This is a genomic window from Streptomyces sp. SN-593, assembly GCF_016756395.1.
GTDB lineage: Bacteria > Actinomycetota > Actinomycetes > Streptomycetales > Streptomycetaceae > Actinacidiphila > Actinacidiphila reveromycinica.
Genome location: NZ_AP018365.1, coordinates 5,794,886 through 5,819,342 on the forward strand (window position 1 = coordinate 5,794,886; position 24,457 = coordinate 5,819,342).

Here is a 24,457-nt window from a genome sequence, read left to right on the forward strand (position 1 = left end):
CCGCCCGATCGGAGTGTGTCGATGTCGACGGAAGGTCTCTACACGCAGCAGCCCGCCGAGTGGACCTGGCAGGTCCCGGCCCATGGCGCCGCCCGCTTCTCCTGGGAGTACGACGACGGCCGCGACCGCCTGCTCGCCCTGTACCAGAAGGGCAAGGACAAGCAGTGGGACGCGGTGCGCCGGATCGACTGGGACCTGGAGGTCGATCCGTCCGACCCGCTGGGCACGCCCGACGAGGCGATGACCCTGTACGGCACCCGCCACTGGGACGCGATGAACGCGCGCGAACGCGGGCTGCTGAGGCAGCACTACACCTCCTGGCAGTTCAGCCAGTTCCTGCACGGCGAGCAGGGCGCGATGGTCTGCGCGGCACGCATCGTGGAGTCGGTGCCCGACCTGGACGCGAAGTTCTACTCCGCCACCCAGACCATGGACGAGGCCCGGCACGCCGAGATCTACGGCAGGTTCCTCCACGAGAAGGTCGGGATGCTCTACCCGGTCGACGACAACCTCCAGGCGCTGCTGGGCGACACCCTGCGCGACTCCCGCTGGGACATGCCCTACCTCGGCATGCAGGTGCTCATCGAGGGCCTGGCGCTGGCCGCGTTCGGCATGATCCGCGACACCACCGACAAGCCGCTGCCCAAGCAGATCCTCGCCTACGTGATGCAGGACGAGGCGCGGCACGTCGCGTTCGGCCGGATGGCGCTGCGGGACTACTACAAGCAGTTGTCGGACGCCGAACTGCGCGAGCGCGAGGAGTTCGTCGTCGAGGGGTGCTATCTGATGCGGGACCGGCTGCGCGGCACCGAGGTGCTGGCGAACTTCGGCATCCCGCAGGCCGAGGCCGTCGAGCTGACCGAGCAGTCGGAGTTCCTGCACCTGTTCAGGAAGCTGCTGTTCAGCCGGATCGTGCCGTGCGTGAAGGACATCGGGCTGTGGGGGCCGCGGCTGCGCCAGGCCTACGTGGACCTGGGCGTCTTCGACCTGGGCGACTCCGACCTGGACCTGTTGATGACCCAGGACGAGGAGGTCGCCGAACGCCTGGACGCCGAGCGGTTCGCGGCCGAGGAGGCCGCCCGGGTCGCCGAGGTGACGGACGCCGTCGCCCTGGGCGGCGACGGCGCCTGAGGGCGCGCCCCCGGGCGCCGGGCCCGCCCGTGGTGCCGCCGGCGGGCCCGCGTCCGGATTTCGTAACGGTGCCGGCACCGCTGACCGGCCGCGGAACCGCAGCCCGGACGGCCGCATCTATCCGATCGCGGCGGGGGGACGAACCCGCGGCGCCGAGGAGCCGGGCGAGACGGAAGGCGGGCGGGGCAGACATGGCGGAACGGGGACGGATACCGCAGCAGCCGTACGGGCCGGGCGGGCAGGGCCCGTACGGCTGGGACGGCGGGCCGGGCCGTCGGCGGTCGGCGCCGCAGGGCGTCGCGATCGCCCTGGCCGTCGCCGTGGTGGTGCTCGCCGCCGTGGTCAGCGCCGTCGTCGCGCCCGGCCCCGGCAAGCGGTCGGCGGCCGGCGCCCCGAAGGCGCCGCACGGCTCCGCGCGACCCGGTGCGGGGAGCACCGGGGGCGGCGGCGACGGGAAGTCCGGCGGCACCGCGACCCCCGGCGGCGGGTACCCGGTCGTGCCCGACTCGATCGTGCACGCCGCTGAGACCCCCGGAAAGGCCGTCAACATCACCATCGACGACGGCCCGGACCCGGTCTGGACCCCGCAGGTCCTCCAGGTGCTGAGGAAGCACCACGTGCACGCCACCTTCTGCATGATCGGCCCGCAGGCTCGCGACAACCCCGCCCTGGTCCGCGCCGTCGTCGCCGGCGGCCACCGGCTGTGCGACCACACCGTCCACCACGACGAGGGCATGGACAAGAAGCCGGTCGCCTACCAGGAGTCGGAGATCCTGGACGCGCTGAACATGATCGAGAAGGCGTCCGGCGGGGCCCGGGTGTACTACTACCGCGCCCCCGGCGGCGCCTTCACCCCGCCCAGCCGCGCCTTCGCCGCCCAGCACGGCCTGCGCCCGCTCGGCTGGAACGTGGACACCGAGGACTACCAGCGCAAGGGCGTGGCGACCATCGTCGGCACCGTGAAGTACGAGATCGGCAACGGTCCGACCATCCTCTTCCACGACGGCGGCGGCGACCGCTCGCAGACCGTGGCCGCGCTCGACCAGACCCTGACCTGGCTCCAGCAGCAGGGCTACGCGTTCAGCTTCCCGCAGGTCGACTGAGCCCCGCCGCGGGCTCCTTGAGCACCGCCTCCATCACCGCGCGGGCGATCGGCGCCGCGTTGCCGCCGCCGGAGATGTCCGCGCGCACGGCGTCCGCGTCCTCCACCACCACCGCGACCGCCACCGACGCCGGGGCCCGGGCGGACGGCCTGGCGTAGGACAGGAACCAGGCGTACGGCGTACCGGCGTTGGCCATGCCGTGCTGCGCGGTGCCGGTCTTCCCGCCGACCACCGCGCCGGGGATCGCCGCGTTGGTCCCGGTGCCGTCGGCGACCACCGCCTCCATCAGTTGCTGGAGCGCCGCCGCCGTCCGCCCGTCGACCGCCCGGTGCAGCAGCCGCGGCCGGGTCCGGGCCACCGTGGTGCCGACGCGGTCGGTGACCCGGTCCACCAGGTACGGCGCCATCAGCCGCCCGCCGTCGCCGACCGCTGCCGCGACCATGGCCATCTGCAACGGCGTGGCGGTGGTGTCGTACTGCCCGATCGAGGACAGGGCCACCTGGTCCGGGCTCATCGCGGTGTCCACGTTGCTCTTCGCGACGCTCGGCGGGACGCGCAGCCGGGCGTCGTTGAAGCCGAACAGCTCCGCCTGCGCGACCACGTTCCGGGCGCCGAGGTCCGCGCCGAGCTTCGCGAAGACCGTGTTGCAGGAGAAGCGGAAGGCGTCGTACATGCTGGCGTCGCGGCAGCCCGCGCCCTCGTTGGTCAGCTCCACGTCGGTGCCCGGCAGCCGGTACGGGTCCGGCGAGCCGGTCCGCGCGCGCAGGTCGGTGACCACGCCGGCGGCCAGCGCGGCCGCCGCCGTCACCACCTTGAACGTCGAACCGGGCGGGTACGTCTGGCGGATCGCCCGGTCGAGCATCGGCTGCTCCGGGTCGTCGTTCAGCCGCCGCCAGGCCGCCGTCACCGAGGGACCCGCGCCCGACAGCAGCCCGGGGTCGTAGGACGGGGAGGAGACCAGCGCGAGGATGCGGCCGGTGGCCGGGTCCAGCGCGGCCACCGCGCCCCTGCGCCCGGCCAGCCCGTCGTAGGCGGCACGCTGCGCGGCCGGGTCGATCGTGGTGTGCACGTCGCCGCCGCGCTGCCGGGCCCGGGTGATCTCCCGCCACAGCGGCTGGTCGTGCAACGCGGGGGAGGTGCCGTCCAGCAGGTCGTTCTCGGTGCCCTCCAGCAGCGTGGCGCCGTAGGTCTGCGAGGCGAAGCCGGTCACGGGCGCGTACAGCGGGCCGTCGGCGTAGGTGCGTACGTACGCCAACCGGCCGCCGGTCGCGCGCGATCCGGTGACGGCCCGGCCGCCGGCGAGGATGTCGCCGCGCGGCCTCGCGTACAGCGCGATGTCCGCGCGCCGGTTGGCGGGGTTCGCCGCGTAGCCGCCGGCCGCCACGAGCTGCACCCGGGCGGCGTTGGCGAGCAGGGCGAGGAGCAGCAGGAGGCAGAAGGCGGCGGCGTGCCGCACGCAGCGGTTCACGCGCGGCTCCCCGGCGCCGCGGGTCCGGGCGGTGCCGCGGGCCCGTGCGGGCGGCCGTGACGACCGGCCGGGCCGTGACGACCGGTCGGGCCGGGCCGATCCGCCGGGCCGGGCCGATCCGCCGGGCCGGGAGGGGTGGCCTGCTCCGCCGGACGGGGTGCCCCGCGCGCGGGCGGCTGTGGCTCCGGGCGGCGGGCCCGGTCGCTGATCCGCACCAGCAGCGCCACGACCAGCCAGTTCGCCACCACCGACGAGCCGCCCTGCGCGAGGAACGGCATCGCCATGCCGGTCAACGGGATCAGGTCGGTCACCCCGCCGGTGACCACGAACACCTGGAGCGCGAGGATCGACGCCAGGCCCGCCGCCAGCAGCCGCCCGAACGGGTCGCGGGTGGCCAGGGCCGCCGCGAACCCCCGCGCCACCAGCAGCGCGTACAGCCCCAGCAGCGCGCACAGCCCGGCGAGCCCCAGCTCCTCGCCCGCCGTGGCCAGCACGAAGTCCGACTTGGCGGCGAAGCCCACCAGGTAGGACGAGCCCTGGCCGAGCCCGGTGCCCAGCGCCCCGCCGTCGCCGAACGCGAAGAGCGACTGGGCAAGCTGGCCCGCGCCCTGCCCGGCGCCGATCGACGCGAAGGGGTGCAGCCAGTCCCGTACCCGCGCGTGCACGTGCGGTTCCGTGCCGCCCACCGCGGCCGCGCCGGCCGCCGCCAGCAGCAGTCCCGCGGCGGTCCAGCCGACGCGGCCGGTGGCCACGTAGAGCATCACCACGAACAGGCCGAAGAAGAGCAGCGAGGTGCCCAGGTCCCGCTCCAGCACGAGCACGCCCACGCTCGCCAGCCACACCGCGATCACCGGTCCCAGCACCCGCCCGGTCGGCAACTGGAGCCGCCGCAGCGCCTTCCACCGCCCCGCGACCGGCAGCGGGCGCCCCGCGTACGCCAGCGCCGCGCGGTTGGCCGCCAGGTAGCCGGCGAAGAAGACCGCCAGCAGCACCTTCGCGAACTCGCCCGGCTGGAGGGAGAAGCCGGCCACCCTGACCCAGATCCTGGCCCCGTTCACCGCCGGGAAGGCGATCGGCGCGACCAGCAGCACCAGGGCCGCGGTCACGCTCACGTACGTGTACCGGGCCAGCACCCGGTGGTCGCGCAGCGCCAGCACCGCCACCGCGAACAGGCCCACCCCGAGCGCGGACCACACCAGTTGGGCCGGGGCGGCGCGCGGCCCGAGCACCGGCTCCAGGTCCAACCGGTGGACCAGCACCAGGCCCAGGCCGTTGAGCAGCACCGCGACCGGCAGCAGCAGCGGGTCGGCGTACCTCGCCCGCGCCCGCACCGCCAGATGGGCCAGCAGCGCCAGACCGCCGAGCCCCCCGCCGTACGCCAGCGCGTCCGGGGGCACCGACCCGCTGCGGGCCAGGCCCACCTCCGCGTAGCCGCAGACCGACAGGGCGACCGCGGCGACCAGCAGGCTCAGCTCCACCCCGCGGCGGGCGGCCGGGCGCGGCCGCGCGGCGCCGTCCGGGGACGCCGGGCGGGGCGGCCCGGGCGGGGGAGGAGCGGTCGCCGACGTTGCGCTCATGGGCCGCACGCTAGCAACCGGCGGCCGTTATGTCCGTTAAGTCGCCTTCCGGGCACGTGTTCCCCGCGCCGCTTCCCGTCCGCCCTGCCCGGGCCCCGCACCCTGCCTGGTCCCGCGCCGCCCGGGCCCCGCACCCTGCCTGGTCCCGCGCCGCCCGGGCCCCGCGCCCTGTCCTGCCGCCCCGCGCTCCTGCCGCCCCGCCTGTCGGTGCCCCGCCCTAGGGTGGCGGCCATGACCGCCGACGTGCCCGACGCCCCGGACGACCTCGCCGACCTGCCCTACGCGGAGCTGCTGCGCCCGCACACCGGCCCGCTGGAGGTCGAGGGCGACTACGACACGGTGCACCTCGACCGGATCGACTTCGCCCCGGGCGTCCGCGCGGCCGGGTCCCGCTTCCTCGAATCGGCCGTCACCGACTGCACGTTCGCCGACACCGACCTGCGCGGCGCCCGGATGAACGACCTGTGGGTGTCGGGCGCCCGGTTCACCGGCGTCTCGCTCGCCGAGAGCACCTGGCTGGACTCGGCGCTCGTCGGCTGCTCGCTGGCCGGCGTCGAGGCGTTCGGCGCGGTGCTGCGCCGGGTGCGCTTCCGCCGCTGCAAGCTGGACTCGGTCAACCTGCGCGGGGTGCGGCTGCACGAGGTGGTCTTCGAGGACTGCGTGCTGCGCGACGTCGATCTCGGGGCGGCCCGGCTGGAGGGCGTGGCGTTTCCCGGCAGCCGGCTGGAGCGGGTCCGCCTGGGGCGGGCCGAGCTGAAGCGGACCGACCTGCGCGGGGCGGTCGTGATCGACCTCGCCGAAGGGTACGACAGCCTGCGCGGCGCGGTGATCGGTTCGGGGCAACTGCTGGACCTCGCGCCCGCGCTGGCGCAGACTCTCGGCATCACGGTCGAGGACCGCTGAGCGGTGCTTTCCCCGGCCGGCGGCCGGTCCCGGACCTCGCGGGGGCGGGCGGCGCGCCCAGCCCGGGCGGACGGCGTTCCGCCGGCCGCGGGCGGTCGCACCGCGCGTCCCATGACGCGCGTTCCGCCACCCCTGATCACTGCCCTGACAGCCCCTCTGCTGCGCGAACGCGCCATTGCGGATTCCGGCCGGTCAGAGGGCATTGTCCGGATCACCCGGTTCCTGGTTCGCTCTTCTTACCGCCCCCGGCGAGGAAGGAACGACTCAGTGCAGGAGATCGAGTTCCGGAGCGCACACCACTTGTGTGTCGAGACGGACCCGGCCCTGTGCGAGCCTTGCCAGGAGCGGCTGGATCGGCAACTCGCCTTGCTTCCCCGGGTATACGGCGAGTTGGAGGCAACCCTCGTACCGGCGCCGGACTCCGGCGATCGTGAGACCGGCACTGCCCGGCCCGGCATCCCCCTGAACGGGCCGGCTGTCGAGGCGCGCGCCGCTGTACGAGGCACACTCGCCTCCTGGGCCGATCTGATAGTCGAGGGCCGCACCGTCCGTCTCCCCCTGCGGACGGTGCCGGCCCTCGCCGCATTCCTCCGACGACACCTCGGCTGGCTGGCCGCACACCCGGCGGCTGACGACGCCGCGGCGGACATCGACACCGTGCTTCGGCAAGCCCTACGGATACTGCGCCCCCACAGCTTCTCCGCCGTGCCCACCGGCTCCGGCGCCCGCTGAACCCCCAGAGACTTCCTGCGACGCCGTTCCCCCCACGAAGCGGCACCCCCACACGCAGGAAGCGCTGTACGGCCCGTGAATCATCTCGGGCCGTACAGCGCAAAACCTCCGCCGTGCTCCGTCGGTGCTCGAGGCCGACGGGTACCAGGGCCGGCGCTCTAGGCCGGCGGGTACCAGGTGGCAGGCGACAGCGTGGTGTGGGTGCTGTCGGCATCGGTGGTCGTGCCGCTCGCCGTGTCGGACGACGTGTGGATGACGCCGGCCTGGGTGGTCGACGCACTCGTGTCGATGCTGGTGGCGGCGGCGGCACCCACGCCTCCGAGGGTGAGGGCGAGCGTCAACGCAGCCACCGAGGGTGCGTGGGTGGTGAGCCAATTACGCGACATGGTTTTCCTTAGCGGACAACGGCTAGCAGTGAGCCGAATGCGTTCGGGGGGTACGCAGAATGCACAGCAAGACCAATGCTGCCAACTGATTACGCGGGAACGCCACATTCCGGTCGTGCGGAGTCGCGCCATGGCGTAATCGCGCACATTAGATCAGATCGTTCGTCGCGGCCAGTACGCCTGCCTGAAACCTGCTTTCCGCTTCAAGGTAGCGCATCACTTCCGATACCAGGCGACTCACAGTGCGCAGGGACACCCCCAGTTTACGGGCGATACGCTCGTCGGTGAGCCCATTGGCGAGGAGACGCAACGTGGTCCGGTGCTGCTCGGTCAGTTCCCGCCCGGCGTCCTCGCCGGGCGTCACCTTCATCGAGTGCGGTACCGCCCGCAGCCAGCAGTCCTCGTACATCGCCAGGTAGGAGCGGACCAGCACCGGGCCGCGGATGACCACCGCCGGGCCGTCCGGGTCGGACGGGTCGGCCCGCGTGAGCGCGGTGTGACCGTCGGCGACGAGAAGGTCGAAGGGGACCTGCGGAATGAGCCGGACTTCCGCGCCGGCGGCCGCCAGATCGGTCAGGTATTTGCGCTGCCGTGGGCCGGAATTCACGCTCTGTCCGTAAAGGGCGCGGACCCGGATGTTCTTCTCGATAAACGCCCGGTCGGAATCGAGCGAGTGCTCCAGGAGTTCCGGGGGCGGAAGCGGGCCCGGATGCATCGACGAGACGACTTCCGTCACCGTGGCGTCGAAGTCCCGGACGAACTCGCGCCTGCGGGCGGTTCCGGACAGCACCTCGACCTCGACCTCGGCCGGTTCGTGGGACACCACCGGGCGGTACTGCTCGATCAGGGTGTCGGCGGCCTGCACGATCGCCGCCAGCTCCGCGCTCTGCGCGTGCAGGGTGTCCCGCTGCCGGTTGAGCAGCCTGATCAGCGCGGTGTCCGGCTCCACGCTGTCGATCTTGCCGGGGTGCCAGCTCGGCCGGACCAGGCCCAGCGACCGCAGCTCCTGCCAGCCGGCCTCGGCGTCCTGCGCGGACAGGTCCAACTGCGCGGCGACCGCTTCCGGCTCGGCGGAGCCGTTGCCGAGCAGCCATTGGTAGAGGGCGAATGCGGTGGCGGCCGCATCCGCGCCGCCGCCCCTTGTCGTACTGGCCATGTCTCCCCCTCACCCTGACTGCAACCCTGCGTAGCCGTCATGGCGCGCCGTACCCCCGTCGCGTCGCCACAGGGCGACTTTATCAACGGTGGCGTCGCATGCCCGCCGTGAAGGTTTCGGAGCCCCTTTTTCCGGCCCGCCCCCGACCGTCCCATAATCGATCACGCCCGCGTCCAGCGCCAGCTTCCGGAGGACGGCAGAATGAATCCGCGACCCGCACATCAGGCACCTGCCGGTGCGCTCCGGGCGGCGGGGCGGGCGGTGCCCGTGGTGCTCGTCGGCGCGGGGAAGGTGGCGCACGCCGCGCACCTGCGGGAACTGCGCGACCTCCCGGACGACCTGCGGCTCGCCGCCGTGGTGGAGCCCGATCCCGCCCGCGCGGAGGTCCTGCGCCGCACCGGACCCGGCGGCGCCCGCCGGTGCGGGTCGGTCGCCGAGGCGGCGCGCGCGGGCGCGCGGGCGGCGCTGGTCTGCACCCCGTGGTGGACGCACCGCGAGGTCGTCGAGGAGTGCCTGGCCGCCGGCCTGCCGGTGCTCTGCGAGAAGCCGGTCAGCCTCGACCCCGCGGAGATCGAGCGGCTGGCCGCGGCCGAGCGCCGCACCGGCCTGCCGGTCGCCGCCGGCTACATGAAGCGGCACGACCCGGTGGTGCGGCTCTTCCTCGACCACTGCCGGGAGCGGCTGGGCCGGGCCCGGCGGCTCGCCGTCGACATCCACGACCCGAACGCGCCGCACCAGGTCGCGCACCTGGTGCCCTATGACCCGCCGCCCTTCGGCCCGCAGCCGCCCCCGGCCCGCGAGGCGCTGGCCCGCGCGCTCGGTCCGGCGGCCACCGCGGCGCAGCGGGAGGCGTACGCCCGCGGGCTCGGCGGATCGCTGATCCACCAGGTGAACCTGGCGCACGCGGTGCTCGCCGGCAGCGGCCGGGAGCTGTCCGGGCGGCTGCTGCACGCCGACGTGTGGGCCGGGGGCGCCGGGGTCGGCTGCCGCTGGCGGCCGGACGACGGCCTGGTCGTGGACATGACCCACCAGCGGGTGCCCGCGCACCGCCGCTACCGGGAGGTGCTGGAGTTCACCGCCGAGGACGGTGTGGCGACTCTCACGCTGCCCTCGCCGTACGTGCGGGACGAGGCGGCCACGCTGGCCGTCGAGAGCTGGGACGCGGGCCGGGGGCTGGCCGAGCGCCGCGTGCACACCGCGGAGGCCGGGCACACCGGGTTCCGGCGGCAGCTACTGGCCTGGGCCGGGCGGCTGCGCGGGGCGCCGGGCGAGGCCCTGCCGGGGCTGGCGGATGTACGCCAGGACACGGGCGTGGTGCGGGAGGCGGCCCTCCGGCTGGCGTGACCGCCGGGGGCGGGGGTAGCCGGAGGGTGAGGTTCCCCGTACACGGAGGTGACCGCACATGCTCATCCTGGGACTTCTGCTTCTCGCCTGCACCGCCGCGTTCGTCGGCCTCGCCATCGCCGACAACCTGTCGGGCGGGCCGCAGTACGACGTGACCGTGCTCGGCCAGCACATCGCGACGATGAACGGGCTCGCGCTGTTCTGCGCCGGCCTCGCCCTGGCCCTGATCTTCGGGCTCGGCTGCATGATGGCGATGACCGGCGGCATCCTGCACCGCCGCAAGGCCCGTCGCTACCGCGCGATCCGCAAGGACGCCGCGGCCACCGCCCGGGAGCGGGACGCCCTCGCCGCGCGGATCGAGGACCAGGGGGCCGCGTCGTCGGCGGACGGCGCCCCGGCGCCGGCGGACACCGCGCCCGCACCGGCGGCGGTCGACACCGAGGAGGCCGGGTCGGGCTCGCACCGTGCCGGGACGCGGGCCACCGGGCCGCGCCACCGCGCTCGGCACCTGTTCGGCCACTGACCGCACATGCAAACGGCGGCTCCGGGAGGTCCCGGAGCCGCCGAACGAGTGCGGTGACGGCCCCGGGGGGGGATGGGGGCCGCCACGCACGTCCTAGGTTACGCGCCTTCGGTGGATGGTGTGGCGAAGCCCGCGCTTTTCGGCGTGGCGATTTCACGTCGGGCCCGGAACGGACGGCAGCCGGGCCGGCGACCACGGGGGGAGTCGCCGGCCCGGCTGGTCTTGTCGCGCCGTCGCCGGTCCTTCGGGCGCCGTCCGCGCGCGCCGATCAACGTTCGGGGACAATCCTGGACGTCGATGCGCGCTGCCGTCAACAGGTGTGAATCGGACAGTCGTTGCTTTTCATCCTGGCTCAAAGGTGGCTCGACACCGGGCGCCCGACGGCCGCTCGTGGCTGCTTGTGGCCGCCGGCGGCCGCTCGACGGCGGTTCCGACGGGGCCCGGCACCCGGCGGGCGCCGGTGTCACGCCGCCGCGGCCGCCGCCCGCCCGGCGAAGCGCAGGGCCACCTCGCGCCAGACGGCCGCGGCGGCCGCGTCCGTGGCGAGGGCGGCGCGGTGGAGGCCGTCGCGGTCGACGCCGTGCCGGGCCAGCCGGCCGGTGTCCCACCGGCTGATCCGCTCCGCCTCCGCCTCCGGATGGAACTGCACGCCCCACGCGCTCTCGCCCAGCCGGAACGCCTGGTACGGGCACCCCTCGGTGGAGGCGAGCCAGGTGGCGCCCGGCGGCAGCGCGGTGATCGCGTCCACGTGGTTCTCGATCGCGTGCGGGCGGGCCGGCAGTCCCGCGAACAGCGGGTCGTCGGCGGCTTCCTGGCGGAGCGTCAGCTCCACGCTGCCGAACTCCGGCCGGCCGTGCTCGCCGCGCACCGAGCCGCCCGCGACCTGCGCGAGCAACTGGCCGCCCAGGCAGATCCCGAACACCGGCAGCCCGCGATCCACGGCCTCGGCCGCCAGTTCGCGGGTGCGCGCCAGCCAGGGCGCCCGCGCGTCGTCGTCGGGGAGGAAGCCGCCGCCGAGCACCACCAGGGCCTGGTAGCGCGGGCGCAGCCGCTCGGGCAGCGGTTCGCCCGCGTAGCCGTGCACGACGTCGAGCGTGAGCCCGCCCTCCTCCAGCCAGCGCTCCCACCGCCCCGGCCCTCCGGCCGGAGTGTTCTGCACCACCAGTGCCGTTGCCGCCATCGCGCGACCCGCCCTTCCCGTTCCCGCCGTCCGCCGCTCCCGGGCGGCCCTTCCTCCGGACCATCCAAGCCCATCGCCGCGCGCCCGGCTCCGGCGGCCGGAAGCGTCATGCCCGCCGTGACCGTCGTCACGGCCGGGCCACCGGAGCAGGTGGCATGGCGCCCACGCGGCGGGGCATGAGACCAGCCGCCTTGGCCGGTTTCGAACTGCCGTCACACTCGCGGGCTAGACTCTGCCCGCGACGGCTGTGCGCGCGTGCCCGGGAGCAGGCCGCAGCGATGCCCAATCCCGGAGGGGACACGGACTTTTGATACAGATCGAGTCGATAACCAAGCGGTATCCGGACGGCACCACCGCGGTCGACAACCTGTCGCTGGAGATACCGGACAGTTCCATCACGGTGCTGGTGGGCCCCTCCGGCTGCGGCAAGACCACCACGCTGCGGATGATCAACCGCATGGTGGAGCCGAGCTCGGGCCGCATCCTGCTCGACGGCGCCGACATCCACCAGCAGCCGGTGAACGGCCTGCGCCGCTCGATGGGCTACGTCATCCAGAACGCGGGCCTCTTCCAGCACCGCACCATCCTGGACAACATCGCCACCGTCCCGCGCATGCTCGGGTGGGACAAGCAGCGCGCCCGCAAACGCGCCTCCGAGCTGATGGAGCGGGTCGGGCTGGACTCCTCGCTCGCCAAGCGGTACCCGTACCAGCTCTCCGGTGGCCAGCAGCAGCGCGTCGGGGTGGCCCGGGCGCTCGCCGCGGACCCGCCGGTGCTGCTGATGGACGAGCCGTTCTCCGCGGTCGACCCGATCGTCCGCAAGGTGCTTCAGGCGGAACTCCTCCGTATCCAGGAGGAGTTGGGCAAGACGATCGTCTTCGTCACACACGACATCGACGAGGCGATCCGGCTCGGCGACATGATCGCGGTGCTGCGCACCGGCGGCCGGCTGGCGCAGTTCGCGCCGCCGGACGAGCTGCTCTCGCGCCCGGCCGACGACTTCGTCGAGGACTTCCTCGGCACCGACCGCGGTGTGCGGCGGCTGTCGTTCTTCACCTCCGCGGGCCTGGAGCTCACCACCGCGCCGGTCGTCGCGGTCGACACCACCGCCGCGCAGATCGCCGAGCGCGCCGGCGCCGAGGTGCCCTACCTGCTGGTCACCGACTCCGACGGCAAGCCGCTGGGCTGGGCCGAGCCGGGGCGCCTGACGGGCGGCGCCGACAGCCTCCCCGCCGACCAGCTCATCAGCTACGGGCGGCCGTTCGAGTTCGGCCGCGAGTCGCTGCGGGACGCGCTGGACTGCGCGGTGCTCTCGCCGACCGGGTGGGCGGTCGCCGTGGACGGCGCCGGCCGGGTGGTCGGCGTCACCTCGCAGGCCACGATCGGCGCCGCCATCCGCAGCGCGCACGCCGAGCGCGAGGGGAGTGCCTCCGGACCCGGCGGGCAGGGCGGCCAGGGCACCGGCGCGGTGCGGGTCGCCCGATGAGCAGCGGCGGCAACGGCTTCTTCGACCTCCCCAGCGACCTCCAGCACTCCTACGCCGGACTGATCGGCGTCCACCTGGAGGAGTCGCTGATCCCGGTCGCGATCGGCCTGGCGGTGTCGCTGCCGCTGGCCCAGGCGTGCGTGCGGTTCCGCTGGCTCTACCCGCCGGTGCTGTGGATCACCACGATCCTGTACGCCATCCCGTCGATCGCGTTCTTCGTCTTCCTGATCGACTACACCGGCGACAGCGCGACCACCGTGATCATCCCGCTGACCGTCTACAGCCTGGTGATCCTGCTGCCGTCGATCGTCGACGGCGTCAGATCGGTGCCCCCCGAGACGCTGGCGGCCGCCGAGGCGATGGGCTTCAACTCCTTCCAGCGCTACTTCCAGGTGGAGCTGCCCATGGCGGTGCCGGCGATCTTCGCCGGGCTGCGGGTGGCGACCGTCTCCAGCATCAGCCTGGTCAGCGTCGGCACGATCATCGGCAACCAGGGCGGGCTCGGCAACCTGCTCGGGGACGCGCTGGCCTACCACCGCTCCAACCTCGCGGTCACCTCCGTGGTGTCGATCGCGGTGCTCGGCGTCGTCATGGACCTGCTGCTGATCGGCCTGCGGACGCTGCTGACGCCGTGGATGCCGCGCGGACGGAAGGCGGCGAGACGAGCCGGCCTGGCGGCGGCCGTCGAGCCCGACGGTCCGGCCCGTGCCGAGAGCGCGGCCCGGCTGGAAGGCGCGGCCAAGTGAACATCTTCCACTTCATCAACGTGTTCTTCAGCGACAACGCGCACTGGCACGGCTACGCGGGCATCCCGCACCGGTTGGAGGAGCACCTCGGCTACACCTTCGAGGCGCTGGCCATCGCGGCCGTCATCGCGCTGCCGATCGGCCTGATCACCGGCCACACCGGGCGCGGCGGCAACGCCCTCGCGCTGGTGGCCACCGCGGGGCGCGCGCTGCCCAGCTACGGCCTGCTGGTGCTGATGTTCTTCTGGCTCGGCATCGGCCTGGTCCCGGTGATGATCCCGCTGGTGGCCCTCGCGGTCCCGCCGATGCTGGTCACCTCCTACGAGGCGATCCGGACGGTCGACCCCGCCCCGGTGGACGCGGCGCGCGGCATGGGGATGGGCCCGGTGGCGGTGCTCTTCCAGGTCGAGGTGCCCGCGTCGCTGCCGCTCATCCTCAGTGGGTTCCGCTCCGCGGCGATCCAGGTCGTCTCGACCGCGGCGATCGCCGCGACCGTCAGCCTCGGCCGCTACATCGTGGACGGGCTCTACCAGCGCAACTACGCGACGGTGGTGGGCGGCGCGACGCTGATCGCGCTGCTCGCGCTGGCCATGGTCGGGCTGATCTGGCTGGTCGAGCGCGTGGTCGTCTCGCCGGGGGTGCGGCGCAGCAACTGAGTTTCCCGTACAGGGTTCGTCCGGCCGGGCCGGTGCCCGCCATCGCGCGTCCCGCGGTGGTGCGGACCGGCCCGGCCGTCGTGTGCGCGCCTACGCGGGCGCCGGGCTCAGCCGGAGGATTCGCGGGCGCCGGGCTCAGCTCGGGGAGGAGCCCGCGGCGCGGCACGCGCGGCGCAGCGCCCTGCCGTACCCGCCGGCCGCGACGCGCTGCGCCAGGCGGCCGAGGGGGCCGGCCGCGCGGAGGTACCAGGCGGCGGGGCGGCTGGAGGCGTGCACGGTGAGGTCGACGGTGCCGTCGGGCAGCCGGTGCACCACGAAGGACTCCTCGCCGCACTCGGGGTGCCCGGGCAGCGTGCCGTAGGCGAAGCCGGTACGGTGCTCCTCGCCGAGCGTCCACACCACCTCGCACGGCGCGCGCAGCGGCCCCAGCCGCACCTCGACCCGTACACCGGGCGCCGCGTCCGGCGTCCCGGCGGGCACCGTGACCAAGGGGGTCGCGCGGTGCATCTCCCACCCGAACAGCGCCCGCGCGGCGGCCTCGTACACCCCGTCCCCCACCCCCAGCCGGGTCCGCACCGTCAGGCTCCGGAACCCGTCCGGGGGCGTGCTCCCGCCGTCCCGGGTCATCCCCACGCGCGCGTACGTCAGTCGCCCCATGCCCCCGAACGTACCGCCCGAAGGCCCGGCCGGCGGGCTGTGGGGAGGGGTGTCGGGGGGTCGGGGTAGCCTGCCGGGCGATGCGGGGCGGGCCGAAGGCGGGAGGGGCGAGGATGGCCGGGAGCGGGGAGATGGGTGCGCTCGTGGGAGCGCTGGAGGCGCAGCGGGCGCATGTGCTCGGGGCGCTGGACGGACTCGGCGAGGAGGATCTGCGGCGGCCGGTGCTGCCCAGCGGCTGGAGCTGCCTGGAGCTGGTGCGCCACCTGACGGTGGACGTCGAGCGCTTCTGGTTCGCCGGGGTGGTCGCCGGGGCGCCCGACGTGGCCGGGCAGCTCGCGGCGGGGGCGCGGACGCACTGGTACGTGCCCGAGGGGATGGGCGCGGAGGAGGTCCTCGCCGAGTACCACGCGGCCGCCGCGCGGTCGGACGCGCTGCTCGCCGCGGCCGTGCCCGAGCAGGAGCCCGCCGCCTGGCCCGTGGAGATCTGGCCCACGTGGCGGCTGCCCGACGTGCGGCACGTCCTGGTCCACGTGCTCACGGAAGTCGCCTGTCACGGCGGGCACCTGGACGCGGTGCGTGAGCTGCTGGACGGCACCACCTGGCTCGGCGGCAGCCCCTACGCGCCGTAGCCCCCACCGCTCGCACCCGCGCCGGTCCGGACCCGCACCGGTCCGGACCCGCACCGGTCCGGGCACGGAGGTACGGCGTGCGGACGCTCACGCCGGCCAGTTCGGCCACGCGCCCACGGTCAGGTGCTCTCCCTCGCCCCCGACGATGCGGCATGACCCCACCTGAGGCTGGAGACCGAGCCCCCGGCGGTCAGGCCTCGCCCGTCAGGGCGGCGCGCAACGCCCATGCCGTTGGGGTCGTAGATGCCGCTGAGCGGGGTCGGTGAGGCGTTCGAGCTGGACGTCGACGGCCCGGAGCTCGCCGGAGAGCGTCATCAGCTCGGCGGCGTTGCGGGCGAGGCGCTTGAGCGCGTGGACGGTGAGGATGGCCTTTTGGTCGGGGCGGCCTCCTTGATGTCGTAGGCGAGCTTGAGCGCCTTCTCCAGTTCGGGCCGCGTCTTGACCAGAGGTGGAGGTCTTCTCGAAGAAGATCCGCTTGCAGGCCGGTTCGAGCGCGTCGAGCTGGCTCCGCAACTCCTGCTGGGCGGTCGAGCAGCGGGCGTACCCGATCCGGATCGGCTTGGCCACCGCGGCGGCAGGCATAGTCTCGACGGGCGGGTCCGGTTTCCACGGCCGACCGGGGCCGCGGTCCTCGGGCACCGGCGCCTCCAGCTCTTCGCGGAGCGCGGGGACGAGGACGAAGCGGGCGGTGTGGTATTTCGCTGCGGTCTTCCCGGCCCGGGTGCGGCACGGACTGTCCGCCGGGACTTCGGGCGCCAGTCGGGTCGTCATGCCGCCGACTCGTCGGCGGACGTCTGTTCGTTCACCCACCGCTGGGCCGCCGCGAGGTTCGCGGCGGTGCCCGCGGGTTCGTACGAAAACCCGTTCCACTCCTCCAGCGCCCGTGGGGTATCGGGCTGGAGGTGGCCGCCGCCGCCGTACAGCGGGCGGTGCCGACGCCAGACGTCCAGCGGTGGGCGACGCCGCTTCTCGTACGCCGCGAGCGGGTCGCCGGCATCGACGCGCGGGACGGCGCGGGACGGCTGGTTCGGCGGTCCGGGTCGGGAGTGCTTGCCCATGCGTCCGATGGTCTCAGGCCGCGACCGTGGTCGGCCAGGCCGCAGCGAGATCCGCCGCGCGGGTGCGGACCTCGTCCACCGCACCGGTCCGGTACGGGCCGGCAGCGTCCAGCAGCGTGTTGAGGCGGGAGGCGACCAAGGTGGAGTCGATCCGGACAGCCTCGTCCAGCGCCTGGTGAGCCGCGGCAGCGCCCTGCTCGGGCTCGCCCTCGGTGAACAGCGCGGCGGCCAACCCGATGCGGTCCATAACGCGGACACGGTCGAAGCCGGGCCTGCGCAGGGCGAGCGCGTCGGTGAAGTGATCACTGGCGCGATGGTTCCGGCCGGTGCCGGTGAGGTCGCGGGCGGAGACTGCGCGGGCGCCAGCGTGCTCGGCGGCGTCGAAGTACGCCACCCACTCCGGCACGTCGCCCAGGCCGTCCGCGACCAACTCGTCAGCAGCTTCGAGGTGCCGCACGGCACTCTGCTCGTCGCCCAGGGCGGCATGCACCCGGCCGGTCTGGGAGGCGACCAGCGCCCGGGTCGCGGGGATGGTCGCCTTCTTTCCGGCAACGCCGAGGAGACCGAGGGCTTCGCCGAAGTGCCCCAGGTAGATCATCTGGTGGGACATGCGGGTGACGATCTCCACCCCGCGGTTCGGCTGCCCGGCCTCGCCGGCGGCGTAGATGCCGTACGACCAGTACCGCTGGGCGGTGGCATACCGACCGCAGTCGTGGCTGACCCACCCGGCCAGTGCCGCCAGGTCGGCGGTCGCCGCGAACACCCGGATCTTCAGGGAGGCGGGGACGCCGTCCTGGATACGGCGGGCGACTTCGGAGAGCTGGGCGACGATCGCCGAGCGGTACAGGCCACCGCCCTTGGAGGCATCGGCCCTGGTGAAGAACGCGGTGACCTCTTCCAGCGCGGCGGTGGTGTCTGCGTCGAAACCCTTGGTGGCGCGGTTCAGCCGGCGGGCGGTGCCACCGAGCATCCGCTCGGCGGCGAGGATGAGCGGGGCGCCGAGGGCGAGCTTGAGGGTGTCGCGGCGGTCGAGGAAGAGATCCATCTGGGTCCATCGGGCCAGGGTCTGGGCAGCTGCCTCGGTCAGCAGCGGGAGCTGGATGCTATCCAGTGCGGGCCCGGCGGTCGTCAGTCCGAGATCACCGAGTGTGAGCGGCTGGCCGACCGCGTCGGAGATCACCGCGGCCAACAGGGCCGGGACCGGTGGGCGGGGGCGTTCGCCGTCGATCCAGCGCCGAATGCGGGTGGCATCCGGGGCGATCTGCCGGTGACCTTGGCAGATCGCTTCGGCGGCGATGCGGCGGGCGATCTCGCCGTGGGACAGGCCGGTGGCCGCGGTCCACAGCGCGAGGTGCGGGTTGCTCGATCTGCCGGTCATCGCCGTCTCGCCCTCTCCGACTCCTATGTTACGGAGCGTGTCGATTTCGCCACGGTTCGCGGCACCTACGGTACTGGTCGGGGCCATGGCCAGAGGCGGATTCTGTTCAGGTGGTAGCCGCCCGGCTCCGCACGAGGCAAAGGGAAGGGAACTCGCATGGCGACGCTTGCACCCCAGGCTCCGTGGGCGATGCGGCTGGTCACCGACCGGCTTCCGATCGGCCCGCCGTCGTACGCCGCGGTGACGCTCGACACGGCCACCCAGACCGCCGTCTACACCGACGCGGTCGGCCAGGTGGTCGAGATGGGCAAGCACGGCACGAGCAAGACCACCGGCACGGCCTCGGTTTCCGGCGGCGGTGACGGGCAGAACCCGCAGCCGCAGACGCAGGACGACCACACCACCGACTACGAGTCGGACTGATCCGATGGCCTCCACCGTCCTGGTCGTCACCGCGCTGGAAGACGTCACCGCGGACTGGGTCATCGCCGCGCTGAACGAGCGCGAGGTGCCCGTCGCACGAGTCGACCCGGCCGACATCGGCCCCGGCCTCACCTTTGGCGCCCGCATCTGCGCCGGGACGCCGGCCTGGACCGGGCGGCTGGTCACCGGCAGCCGGGAGGTGGAGCTGGGGGAGGTGGCGGCGGTGTACTACCGCCGCCCCACCCCGTACGCCATCCGATACGAGCAACTGCCGGCCCAGCAGCGCGACTTCGCCGCCGCGGAGGCCCGGCACGGGCTCGGCGGCATCCTGAACCACCTGCGCGGCGCCCGCTACGTGAACCACCCCGGCGCGGTGACGGCCGCGGACTTCAAGCCCGCCCAGCTCCAGCTCGCCGCCCAGCTCGGCCTCACGATCCCGCCGACGATGGTCACCAACGACGCCGAGCAGGCCGGTAAGTTCGCCGCCGACCACTGCCCGGTGATCTACAAGTCGTTCCGCGGGCTGCCGCGTGACGAGGACGGGCACACCGGCGCGATCTGGGCTCAGCGCGTCGATCCCGGCACCTTCGACGTCTCCCTAGCGGTGACCGCCCACCTGTTCCAGGCGGAGATCCCCAAGACCGGCGACGTGCGCGTCACCGTGGTCGGGGAGCGCGTGTTCGCCCAGCAGATCGCCGCGCCGGACGGCGCCCTGGACTGGCGCCGCGGCGACTGGGACGCTCTGCTCCATGCGCCCATCGCCGTCCCGGCCGCGGTCGAGGCGTCCCTGCACAGCTACCTGACGGCGTTCGGACTGGTCTTCGGCTGCTTCGACTTCGCCCTGACCGGCGACGGCGCCGCGGCGGAGAACTGGGTGTTCATCGAGTGCAACCCGAACGGCCAGTGGGGCTGGCTACCCGACGCCGGCGACATCACGACGGCGTTCGCCGACATCCTGAGCACGAGCACGGAAGGAGGCGGGGCCCGATGATGCCCGCCGACCTGGACACCGACGCCGCCCGGCTGCGCGAGGAAATGGTAGGCGCACTCGCCGCCGACGGCGTCTTCGCCGATCCCGGCTGGCGGGCGGCAGTGAAGAAGGTGCCCCGGCACGCGTTCGTGCCGGGCTTCTACCTGCCCGCCGACCAACGCGACGGGCAGGGGTTGACGGTTTGGGAGCCGGTCACCGCCGAACTCGGCTATGGCCGGTGGCTGGCCGCCGCGTACTCCGACACGACGCTGATCACGCAGTTCGACGGCGACGAACCGGACTGGAAGACCCCGCAGGTGCGCCACGGCGGGGCGCCGACCTCGTCGTCCACGTTGCCGTCGCTGGTCGTGCGCATGTGGGCCGACGCGGACGTGCAGGAAGGGCACACGGTGCTGGAGATCGGCACCGGCACCGGCTACTCCACCGCGCTGGCTTGCGAACGCCTCGGATCAGCGGACGTGACGTCGATCGAGGTGGACCCGCACCGGCTCGACCAGGCGGCCAGCGCCCTGTACTCCCTGGGGTACACGCCCACCCTGGCGGTGGCGGACGGGCTGTACGGCTACTGGCCGGAGGCCAGGTTCGACCGGATCGTGGCCGCATGCTCCTTCCGTGCCGTCCCCCCGGCCCTGCTCGCCCAGGTGAGGCCGGGCGGGAAGATCCTTCTCACCCTGTCAGGCTGGCTCTACGGCCACGCCCGTGTCCTGCTGACCGTCGCCGAGGACGGCACCGCCGAGGGCCGGTTGCTGGGCGGCACCGTGTCGTTCATGTCCGCCCGCACGCACGCGGCGCCGGCGTTCGGCAACCCCGCCCACTGGGCCGCCGGGCTCCCGGAGATCGGCCGGGCTGCCCGGCACTCCCCGGAGCGGATCACGGCAGCGACCGAGGAAGCGTTCCACCTGCGGTTCTTCGCCCAGTGTGCCGTGGCGGCCACGCAGATGACGACCGTGGGCGACGTCGTGCACCTGGTCGATGTTGTCACCGGATCCGCCGCCACCCTCACCCCGGTTGAGGACCGGTGGGAGGTGCGTGAGGGCGGCCCTGTGCGACTGTGGGAGCGGATCGAGCAGGTGCTGTCCGCGTACGACGAAGCAGGCCGGCCGGGACCGGAGACGTTCACCCTGCACGCCTACGACGGCAGGCAGCACCTGCGGCACCCGCAGATGCCCGGCCTGCCGCTTCCGAGACCCTGACGGGCCCAGAAACACCAGTCGCCCGGGCGGGTGTGACGGTCCCCGCCCGGGCGACTGAGCGGGTTCGTCGGGTCAGGATGCCGAGCCGGCCGCGCCCTCCGCCGCCGGTTTGCCTGTCTGCGTATCGGGCGCGGTGCGGGGCACGGCACCATGGACGCCGCGGCGGAGAGGTCGAGGTGCGAGTTCATGTCCAGCTCGAACCGGCCGGCCGGTACGGGCGTGCGGAGCCGACGTTCTTCAGCGGGGGCAGCAGTTTGAAGCCGAACAGGTGGGCGAAGGCGAACCCTACGACGGAGGCGCCGGTACCGCTCACCTCGCCGCGCACGCCCGTCACGGCCGACCACTGGGGCCGTCCCCTGCGGAGGTGCGGCGGCTGGCGCGGGAGTACGGCGCCGCCGTGGGACCGCCTTCCGCGCGCCCGGGACGCTAGAGGGGTGCGGGGGTGCAGGCGCGGAGTTCCATGGCCAGTTGGGCGGCGAGCAGCCAGGGAGCGAGGGGGTCGCCGTAGGGGACGAGGGCGGGGCCGACGGGGACGGGGCGGCGGTCCGCGGGACCGGCGGGCCCGGCGTCCGGCGGTGCGAAGAGCATGCCGTGGACGCCGGCGATCCGGGGCCGCGCCACCCGGTACGCGACGTGGCCGCGCCGCAGGTACGGGCACAGGCGCAGCGACGCGACCGCGCACGGCCGGCAGATCGGCGGGTGCGTGGCCCCCATCTCCTCCGGCCAGCCAGGCCAGTCGTCGCGGTCGTCCCCGAGCAGCCACAGCACGCCGTCGTCGTCGCGGTCGGCCGGGCCCGCGCACACCTGGCACAGCAGCAACCGCATCGCGCGCCGCTGCCGGGCCGGGTGCACCGCGCCGAAGGAGGGCTTGCCGCGTCCCCGGGCCAGTCCGGCGCGCATCCACAACACCCCTTCCGCGTCGCGGTCGTGGGGCACCTCGTCGGGGTACCCGATGCCGCGCCCGTCGGGCCGCAGCACCAGCGGTCCCGCCGCGCGCTCCTCCGCGCTCCACGTGGCGATGTACGGCACCGCGGGTGCCGGGGTACGGGGCCGGGGGGCGTTCACGCGCGGCCTCCGGCATCCCCGGCGGGGCGTACGGCCAGCGCGCCCGCGGCGTCCCCGTCGTGCGCCGCCGCCCAGTCCGCCCGAGCCGCCAGCAGCGCCGGGTGCACCTCGTACGTCAACCGGTCTGCCTGCGCGTGGAGTTGGTCCGCCAACCGGAGGACGTCCGCCGGGCCCAACTCGCTCAGCCAGCACTCGGGCGTGACGTTCACGGTCACCGTCGGCACCCGCGGCTCCGGGTCCGGCGCGTAGGGCACGCAGTCGATGCTTCCCGACAGCAGGTGCAGCGTCCCCGGCTCCCCGCCGTCCTGTGCGGTCCGCACCCGCCGCATCGTCTGCCCGTCGAAGTCCGCGTAGTGGTGGACGTCCACCAGCCGCGCCGCCAAGTGCTCGATCGGCACGTCCGCTTCGCTCGGGTCCTCCGTCGCCCACGGCGGCAGGTAGCCGCTCACGGTGTGCCGACTCGTCGTCGTGATCCGCCACTTGCGTGCCTGCGGCGCCTCCGGAAGCGGTAACGCCTCGCCCCCGTCCTTGCCGGGCTGCCCCAGCAACGGGAACGGCCCGCCCTCAACGGTGGTGGGTTCCATGTGCACTTTCCCTTTCCGGGTGAACTTTTCCTGAGCGAGCTTTCCGAGTGTCCACGCGTGCCCACGGTCCGGGTCGGAAGGCTCTCCCTCCGTGCCTTCCCCCGGGTGCCCTACGCGTAGTTCCTGGGCCCGGCAGACGGCTTCCGCCGAGGCGACCTCCGACGGGCGCGCCCGCCGCACGCTGCACGGTTCCGCCGCCCACAGCCCCCGGTTCCCCGGCCGCTGAAGGGAGAGCGACCACGCGCTTCTACGCATCACCTCGCCCAGGTCGCCGGTCCGGGTGTCCACCACCCAGGTCCCCTCGGCGTACGGCATGACGGTCGCCTCTCCGTGGTCGCGTCCTCGCTCTGTGTTCCCAGGGTCGCGTACGGCAGGTACCGTCGCCAGCCAAAACCGGGTTCCAAAGGGGCCCGAACTCCGAGCTACGGGGGAGCGCATGAGCACTCATATCTCGCAACGTCAGGACGGTGCCGCCTACTTCGGGCAAGAGGTGCGGTTCGCCCGCGAGCAACGCGGCATGACCCAGGCCCAGTTGGCCGAGGAAACGGGGTACGAACGCCCCTACGTCACCCGCGTCGAGAGCGGCAAGCTCCTTGCCTCGGAGCAGTTCGCGGAGGCGTGCGACCGCATCTTCGGCACCCCCGGGTTCTTCGCGCGCCTGCGCGTCCGGGTGAGCGAGCGCGGCCACCCGGGCTGGTTCATCCCCTACGTCAACCTTGAGCGCGACGCGACGGTGATCCTGGACTACTCGCCCGTCGTCATCCCGGGCATCCTCCAGACCCGGGAGTACGCGACGGCGATCTTCAGCCAGGTCCACCCGCGCGACGAGAAGCAGCAGGTCGACGAGCGAGTCGAGGCGCGGCTAGCGCGTCGAGCCGCGCTGCGGCAGCGAGTTGAGCACCCTCTGCTGTGGATGGTCCTGCACGAGGCGGCGCTGCGTACGGTGGTCGGCAGCCGCAACGTGATGGCGGGTCAACTCGCGCGCCTGCTGGAGGAAGCGGACTCTCCGCACGTCGCCATCCAGGTGTCACCGTTCGACCAGGGTGTGCCCGGCGGCGCGTCGATGTTCATCCTGCTGACGCCGGCCGAAGGGAACGCGCTGCTCTACACGGAGACGATGCAGCACGGTCACGTGGAAGACTCCGAGTCCGGAGTTGCGGCAGCCCAGCAGCAGTACGATCGCTTGCGAGCAGCCGCGATGCCGCCAAGGGAGTCGCTGGCGCTCATCCGCGACGTGATGAAGGAGTACAGCCAATGAGCACCCTCCCCGCCCTCCATGCCGCGAACTGGGTGAAGAGCAGCTACAGCGACGGCAATGGTGGTGCGTGCGTCGAGTTCGCTCGGAACGTTCCCGGGGTGATCCCTGTCCGTGACTCGAAGGACCCCCAGGGTCCGGCGCTGGCCTTTTCCGCTGACGCGTGGGCGGCGTTCGTGGGTGCGGTGCGGGCGGGGGAGTTCCCGGGCGTGTGACCGTGGCCGGTTCGCCCTCTTGCCGTCGGGTGGCCCGGGCGGGACGCTCCCCGCGTACCGTCCCGGCCATCCGCGGAGGAGCGTACGCGTGCCGAAGGACCCGGCGTTGTACCCCGTCGCGGGTGTGCCCGTGCGCACCCCGCAGGACCTGTGGGCGGCCCTCCTCGCCCTCAACGACCCGGCCCGCCATCCCTACACCGTGCGCGCCGGCTTCGCGGACGGCGCGGACCTGGTCGCGGAGTACCGGAGGGTGCTGCGCGCGTACGGCACCCTCACCGGCCGCCGCCGCCAGGAGTGCGAGGAGTTCCAGGTCAGGATGTGGTTCGACCCCGCGATCCACCAGGTCCGCTCCGTCGACCACATGACGGGCTACACCCTCACGCTCACCGACCCGCCCCGCCGCCGTACCACCTCGTGGAGCCGTGGCCAGCTCTACCAGAAGCACACCACCTACGAGTGGGGCCGCACCCCCGAGGGCCGCCGCAGGTTCGTGGAGACCTCCCGCTTCGACTCGGGCGTCCTGAAGCAGGCCCTCCAGTCCACCGCCCTGGCCCACGGCTGGTCCTGGCTCCCCCTCACCCGCCCCCCGTCCTGACCGTCCCGGGGCCCCGGGAACGC

28 protein-coding genes are annotated in these 24,457 nt (G+C 73.7%); 16 read left to right on the plus strand and 12 right to left on the minus strand.

All coding sequences use genetic code 11. The features are described 5' to 3' along the window. Positions 1–21: 21 nt before the first annotated feature. Together RVR_RS24725 and RVR_RS24730 are read left to right on the plus strand one after the other, a co-directional pair. Complete coding sequence (locus tag RVR_RS24725; protein WP_202236117.1) at positions 22–1,131, plus strand: ferritin-like domain-containing protein; 1,110 nt, start codon at positions 22–24, stop codon at positions 1,129–1,131. A 191-nt stretch (positions 1,132–1,322) separates the two neighbouring features. Beyond that, complete coding sequence (locus RVR_RS24730; RefSeq protein WP_202236118.1) at positions 1,323–2,234, plus strand: polysaccharide deacetylase family protein; 912 nt, start codon at positions 1,323–1,325, stop codon at positions 2,232–2,234. Here RVR_RS24730 and RVR_RS24735 read toward each other — a convergent pair. Further along, positions 2,212–3,702 carry a penicillin-binding transpeptidase domain-containing protein gene (locus tag RVR_RS24735; protein WP_202236119.1) on the minus strand — a complete coding sequence of 497 codons (1,491 nt, stop codon included), beginning with the start codon at positions 3,700–3,702 and terminating at the stop codon, positions 2,212–2,214. The genes RVR_RS24730 and RVR_RS24735 overlap by 23 nt on opposite strands. After that, positions 3,699–5,279 carry an FtsW/RodA/SpoVE family cell cycle protein gene (locus RVR_RS24740; protein WP_202236120.1) on the minus strand — a complete coding sequence of 527 codons (1,581 nt, stop codon included), beginning with the start codon at positions 5,277–5,279 and terminating at the stop codon, positions 3,699–3,701. Before RVR_RS24740 ends, RVR_RS24735 begins: the two co-directional genes overlap by 4 nt. A 231-nt stretch (positions 5,280–5,510) precedes the next feature. Between RVR_RS24740 and RVR_RS24745 the strand changes: the two genes are divergently transcribed. Both RVR_RS24745 and RVR_RS24750 read left to right on the plus strand, forming a co-directional pair. Continuing rightward, positions 5,511–6,182 carry a pentapeptide repeat-containing protein gene (locus tag RVR_RS24745; RefSeq protein ID WP_202236121.1) on the plus strand — a complete coding sequence of 224 codons (672 nt, stop codon included), beginning with the start codon at positions 5,511–5,513 and terminating at the stop codon, positions 6,180–6,182. Between the two features lie 267 nt (positions 6,183–6,449). Beyond that, the gene (locus RVR_RS24750; RefSeq protein WP_202236122.1) at positions 6,450–6,914 is read left to right on the plus strand and encodes a hypothetical protein; all 465 of its coding nucleotides are present in this window, start codon (positions 6,450–6,452) and stop codon (positions 6,912–6,914) included. Positions 6,915–7,072: 158 nt separating this feature from the next. Here RVR_RS24750 and RVR_RS24755 read toward each other — a convergent pair whose 3' ends face one another. Together RVR_RS24755 and RVR_RS24760 are read right to left on the minus strand one after the other, a co-directional pair. Then, entirely contained in the window at positions 7,073–7,300 is a 228-nt protein-coding gene (locus RVR_RS24755) for a hypothetical protein (RefSeq protein WP_202236123.1), read from the minus strand. 148 nt (positions 7,301–7,448) lie between these two features. Next, entirely contained in the window at positions 7,449–8,456 is a 1,008-nt protein-coding gene (locus RVR_RS24760; protein WP_202236124.1) for a helix-turn-helix transcriptional regulator, read from the minus strand. 201 nt (positions 8,457–8,657) lie between these two features. On the opposite strand from RVR_RS24760, the gene RVR_RS24765 reads away from it, so the two are divergent. Together RVR_RS24765 and RVR_RS37875 are read left to right on the plus strand one after the other, a co-directional pair. After that, on the plus strand, positions 8,658–9,800 hold the full coding sequence (locus RVR_RS24765) for a Gfo/Idh/MocA family protein (protein ID WP_202236125.1): 1,143 nt from the start codon (positions 8,658–8,660) through the stop codon (positions 9,798–9,800). Positions 9,801–9,858: 58 nt separating this feature from the next. Further along, on the plus strand, positions 9,859–10,323 hold the full coding sequence (locus RVR_RS37875) for a hypothetical protein (RefSeq protein ID WP_237404939.1): 465 nt from the start codon (positions 9,859–9,861) through the stop codon (positions 10,321–10,323). 463 nt (positions 10,324–10,786) lie between these two features. On the opposite strand, the gene RVR_RS24775 is transcribed toward RVR_RS37875, so the two are convergent. Beyond that, the gene (locus tag RVR_RS24775; RefSeq protein WP_202236126.1) at positions 10,787–11,503 is read right to left on the minus strand and encodes a type 1 glutamine amidotransferase; all 717 of its coding nucleotides are present in this window, start codon (positions 11,501–11,503) and stop codon (positions 10,787–10,789) included. Between the two features lie 307 nt (positions 11,504–11,810). Between RVR_RS24775 and RVR_RS24780 the strand changes: the two genes are divergently transcribed. From RVR_RS24780 to RVR_RS24790, 3 genes are read left to right on the plus strand one after another with little or no spacing between them, the layout of a single operon-like run. Further along, a complete protein-coding gene (locus RVR_RS24780; RefSeq protein WP_202236127.1) occupies positions 11,811–12,989 on the plus strand; it encodes an ABC transporter ATP-binding protein in 1,179 nt (392 codons plus the stop codon). Continuing rightward, entirely contained in the window at positions 12,986–13,735 is a 750-nt protein-coding gene (locus RVR_RS24785) for an ABC transporter permease (protein ID WP_202236128.1), read from the plus strand. Before RVR_RS24780 ends, RVR_RS24785 begins: the two co-directional genes overlap by 4 nt. Next, entirely contained in the window at positions 13,732–14,391 is a 660-nt protein-coding gene (locus RVR_RS24790; RefSeq protein ID WP_202236129.1) for an ABC transporter permease, read from the plus strand. The genes RVR_RS24785 and RVR_RS24790 overlap by 4 nt, the downstream gene beginning before the upstream one ends. Before the next feature lie 135 nt (positions 14,392–14,526). Here the strand turns inward: RVR_RS24790 and RVR_RS24795 are convergent, their stop codons facing one another. Then, complete coding sequence (locus RVR_RS24795) at positions 14,527–15,048, minus strand: DUF1990 domain-containing protein (protein ID WP_202236130.1); 522 nt, start codon at positions 15,046–15,048, stop codon at positions 14,527–14,529. A 131-nt stretch (positions 15,049–15,179) separates the two neighbouring features. Here RVR_RS24795 and RVR_RS24800 point away from each other — a divergent pair, with 131 nt between their 5' ends. Beyond that, positions 15,180–15,677, plus strand: coding sequence for a DinB family protein (locus RVR_RS24800; protein ID WP_237404941.1), 498 nt, complete (start codon positions 15,180–15,182; stop codon positions 15,675–15,677). 204 nt (positions 15,678–15,881) lie between these two features. Here RVR_RS24800 and RVR_RS24805 read toward each other — a convergent pair whose 3' ends face one another. The 3 genes from RVR_RS24805 to RVR_RS24815 are packed head-to-tail and all read right to left on the minus strand — an operon-like array spanning position 15,882 to position 18,113. Beyond that, a complete protein-coding gene (locus RVR_RS24805; RefSeq protein ID WP_202236132.1) occupies positions 15,882–16,448 on the minus strand; it encodes a recombinase family protein in 567 nt (188 codons plus the stop codon). Continuing rightward, positions 16,445–16,735, minus strand: coding sequence for a DUF6087 family protein (locus RVR_RS24810; RefSeq protein ID WP_202236133.1), 291 nt, complete (start codon positions 16,733–16,735; stop codon positions 16,445–16,447). Before RVR_RS24810 ends, RVR_RS24805 begins: the two co-directional genes overlap by 4 nt. A 13-nt stretch (positions 16,736–16,748) precedes the next feature. Continuing rightward, positions 16,749–18,113 (minus strand): NsdA family TPR-like regulatory protein, encoded by a 1,365-nt coding sequence (locus RVR_RS24815; RefSeq protein ID WP_202236134.1) that lies wholly within the window; start codon positions 18,111–18,113, stop codon positions 16,749–16,751. A 156-nt stretch (positions 18,114–18,269) separates the two neighbouring features. On the opposite strand from RVR_RS24815, the gene RVR_RS24820 reads away from it, so the two are divergent. The 3 genes from RVR_RS24820 to tgmC are packed head-to-tail and all read left to right on the plus strand — an operon-like array spanning position 18,270 to position 20,720. Continuing rightward, positions 18,270–18,536: a putative ATP-grasp-modified RiPP gene (locus RVR_RS24820; RefSeq protein WP_202236135.1), complete on the plus strand. Its 267-nt coding sequence runs from the start codon at positions 18,270–18,272 to the stop codon at positions 18,534–18,536. Positions 18,537–18,540: 4 nt separating this feature from the next. Next, positions 18,541–19,527, plus strand: a complete 987-nt coding sequence (tgmB, locus tag RVR_RS24825; protein WP_202236136.1) for an ATP-grasp ribosomal peptide maturase — start codon at positions 18,541–18,543, stop codon at positions 19,525–19,527. After that, positions 19,524–20,720: an ATP-grasp peptide maturase system methyltransferase gene (gene tgmC / locus RVR_RS24830; RefSeq protein WP_202236137.1), complete on the plus strand. Its 1,197-nt coding sequence runs from the start codon at positions 19,524–19,526 to the stop codon at positions 20,718–20,720. The genes tgmB and tgmC overlap by 4 nt, the downstream gene beginning before the upstream one ends. 184 nt (positions 20,721–20,904) lie before the next feature. Here tgmC and RVR_RS24835 read toward each other — a convergent pair whose 3' ends face one another. The 3 genes from RVR_RS24835 to RVR_RS24845 all read right to left on the minus strand — a co-directional run bounded on the left by RVR_RS24835 (position 20,905) and on the right by RVR_RS24845 (position 22,369). Next, a complete protein-coding gene (locus tag RVR_RS24835) occupies positions 20,905–21,054 on the minus strand; it encodes a Tn3 family transposase (protein WP_202236138.1) in 150 nt (49 codons plus the stop codon). Between the two features lie 92 nt (positions 21,055–21,146). Continuing rightward, positions 21,147–21,785, minus strand: coding sequence for a hypothetical protein (locus RVR_RS24840; protein WP_202236139.1), 639 nt, complete (start codon positions 21,783–21,785; stop codon positions 21,147–21,149). Further along, entirely contained in the window at positions 21,782–22,369 is a 588-nt protein-coding gene (locus RVR_RS24845; RefSeq protein WP_202236140.1) for a DUF6907 domain-containing protein, read from the minus strand. Before RVR_RS24845 ends, RVR_RS24840 begins: the two co-directional genes overlap by 4 nt. Positions 22,370–22,805: 436 nt before the next feature. Between RVR_RS24845 and RVR_RS24850 the strand changes: the two genes are divergently transcribed. The 3 genes from RVR_RS24850 (at position 22,806) to RVR_RS24860 (ending at position 24,434) form a co-directional block, all read left to right on the plus strand. Beyond that, positions 22,806–23,627: a helix-turn-helix domain-containing protein gene (locus tag RVR_RS24850; protein WP_202236141.1), complete on the plus strand. Its 822-nt coding sequence runs from the start codon at positions 22,806–22,808 to the stop codon at positions 23,625–23,627. Further along, a complete protein-coding gene (locus RVR_RS24855) occupies positions 23,624–23,839 on the plus strand; it encodes a DUF397 domain-containing protein (RefSeq protein WP_202236142.1) in 216 nt (71 codons plus the stop codon). Before RVR_RS24850 ends, RVR_RS24855 begins: the two co-directional genes overlap by 4 nt. An 88-nt stretch (positions 23,840–23,927) precedes the next feature. Beyond that, on the plus strand, positions 23,928–24,434 hold the full coding sequence (locus RVR_RS24860) for a hypothetical protein (protein WP_202236143.1): 507 nt from the start codon (positions 23,928–23,930) through the stop codon (positions 24,432–24,434). The last annotated feature ends 23 nt before the right edge of the window (positions 24,435–24,457 follow it).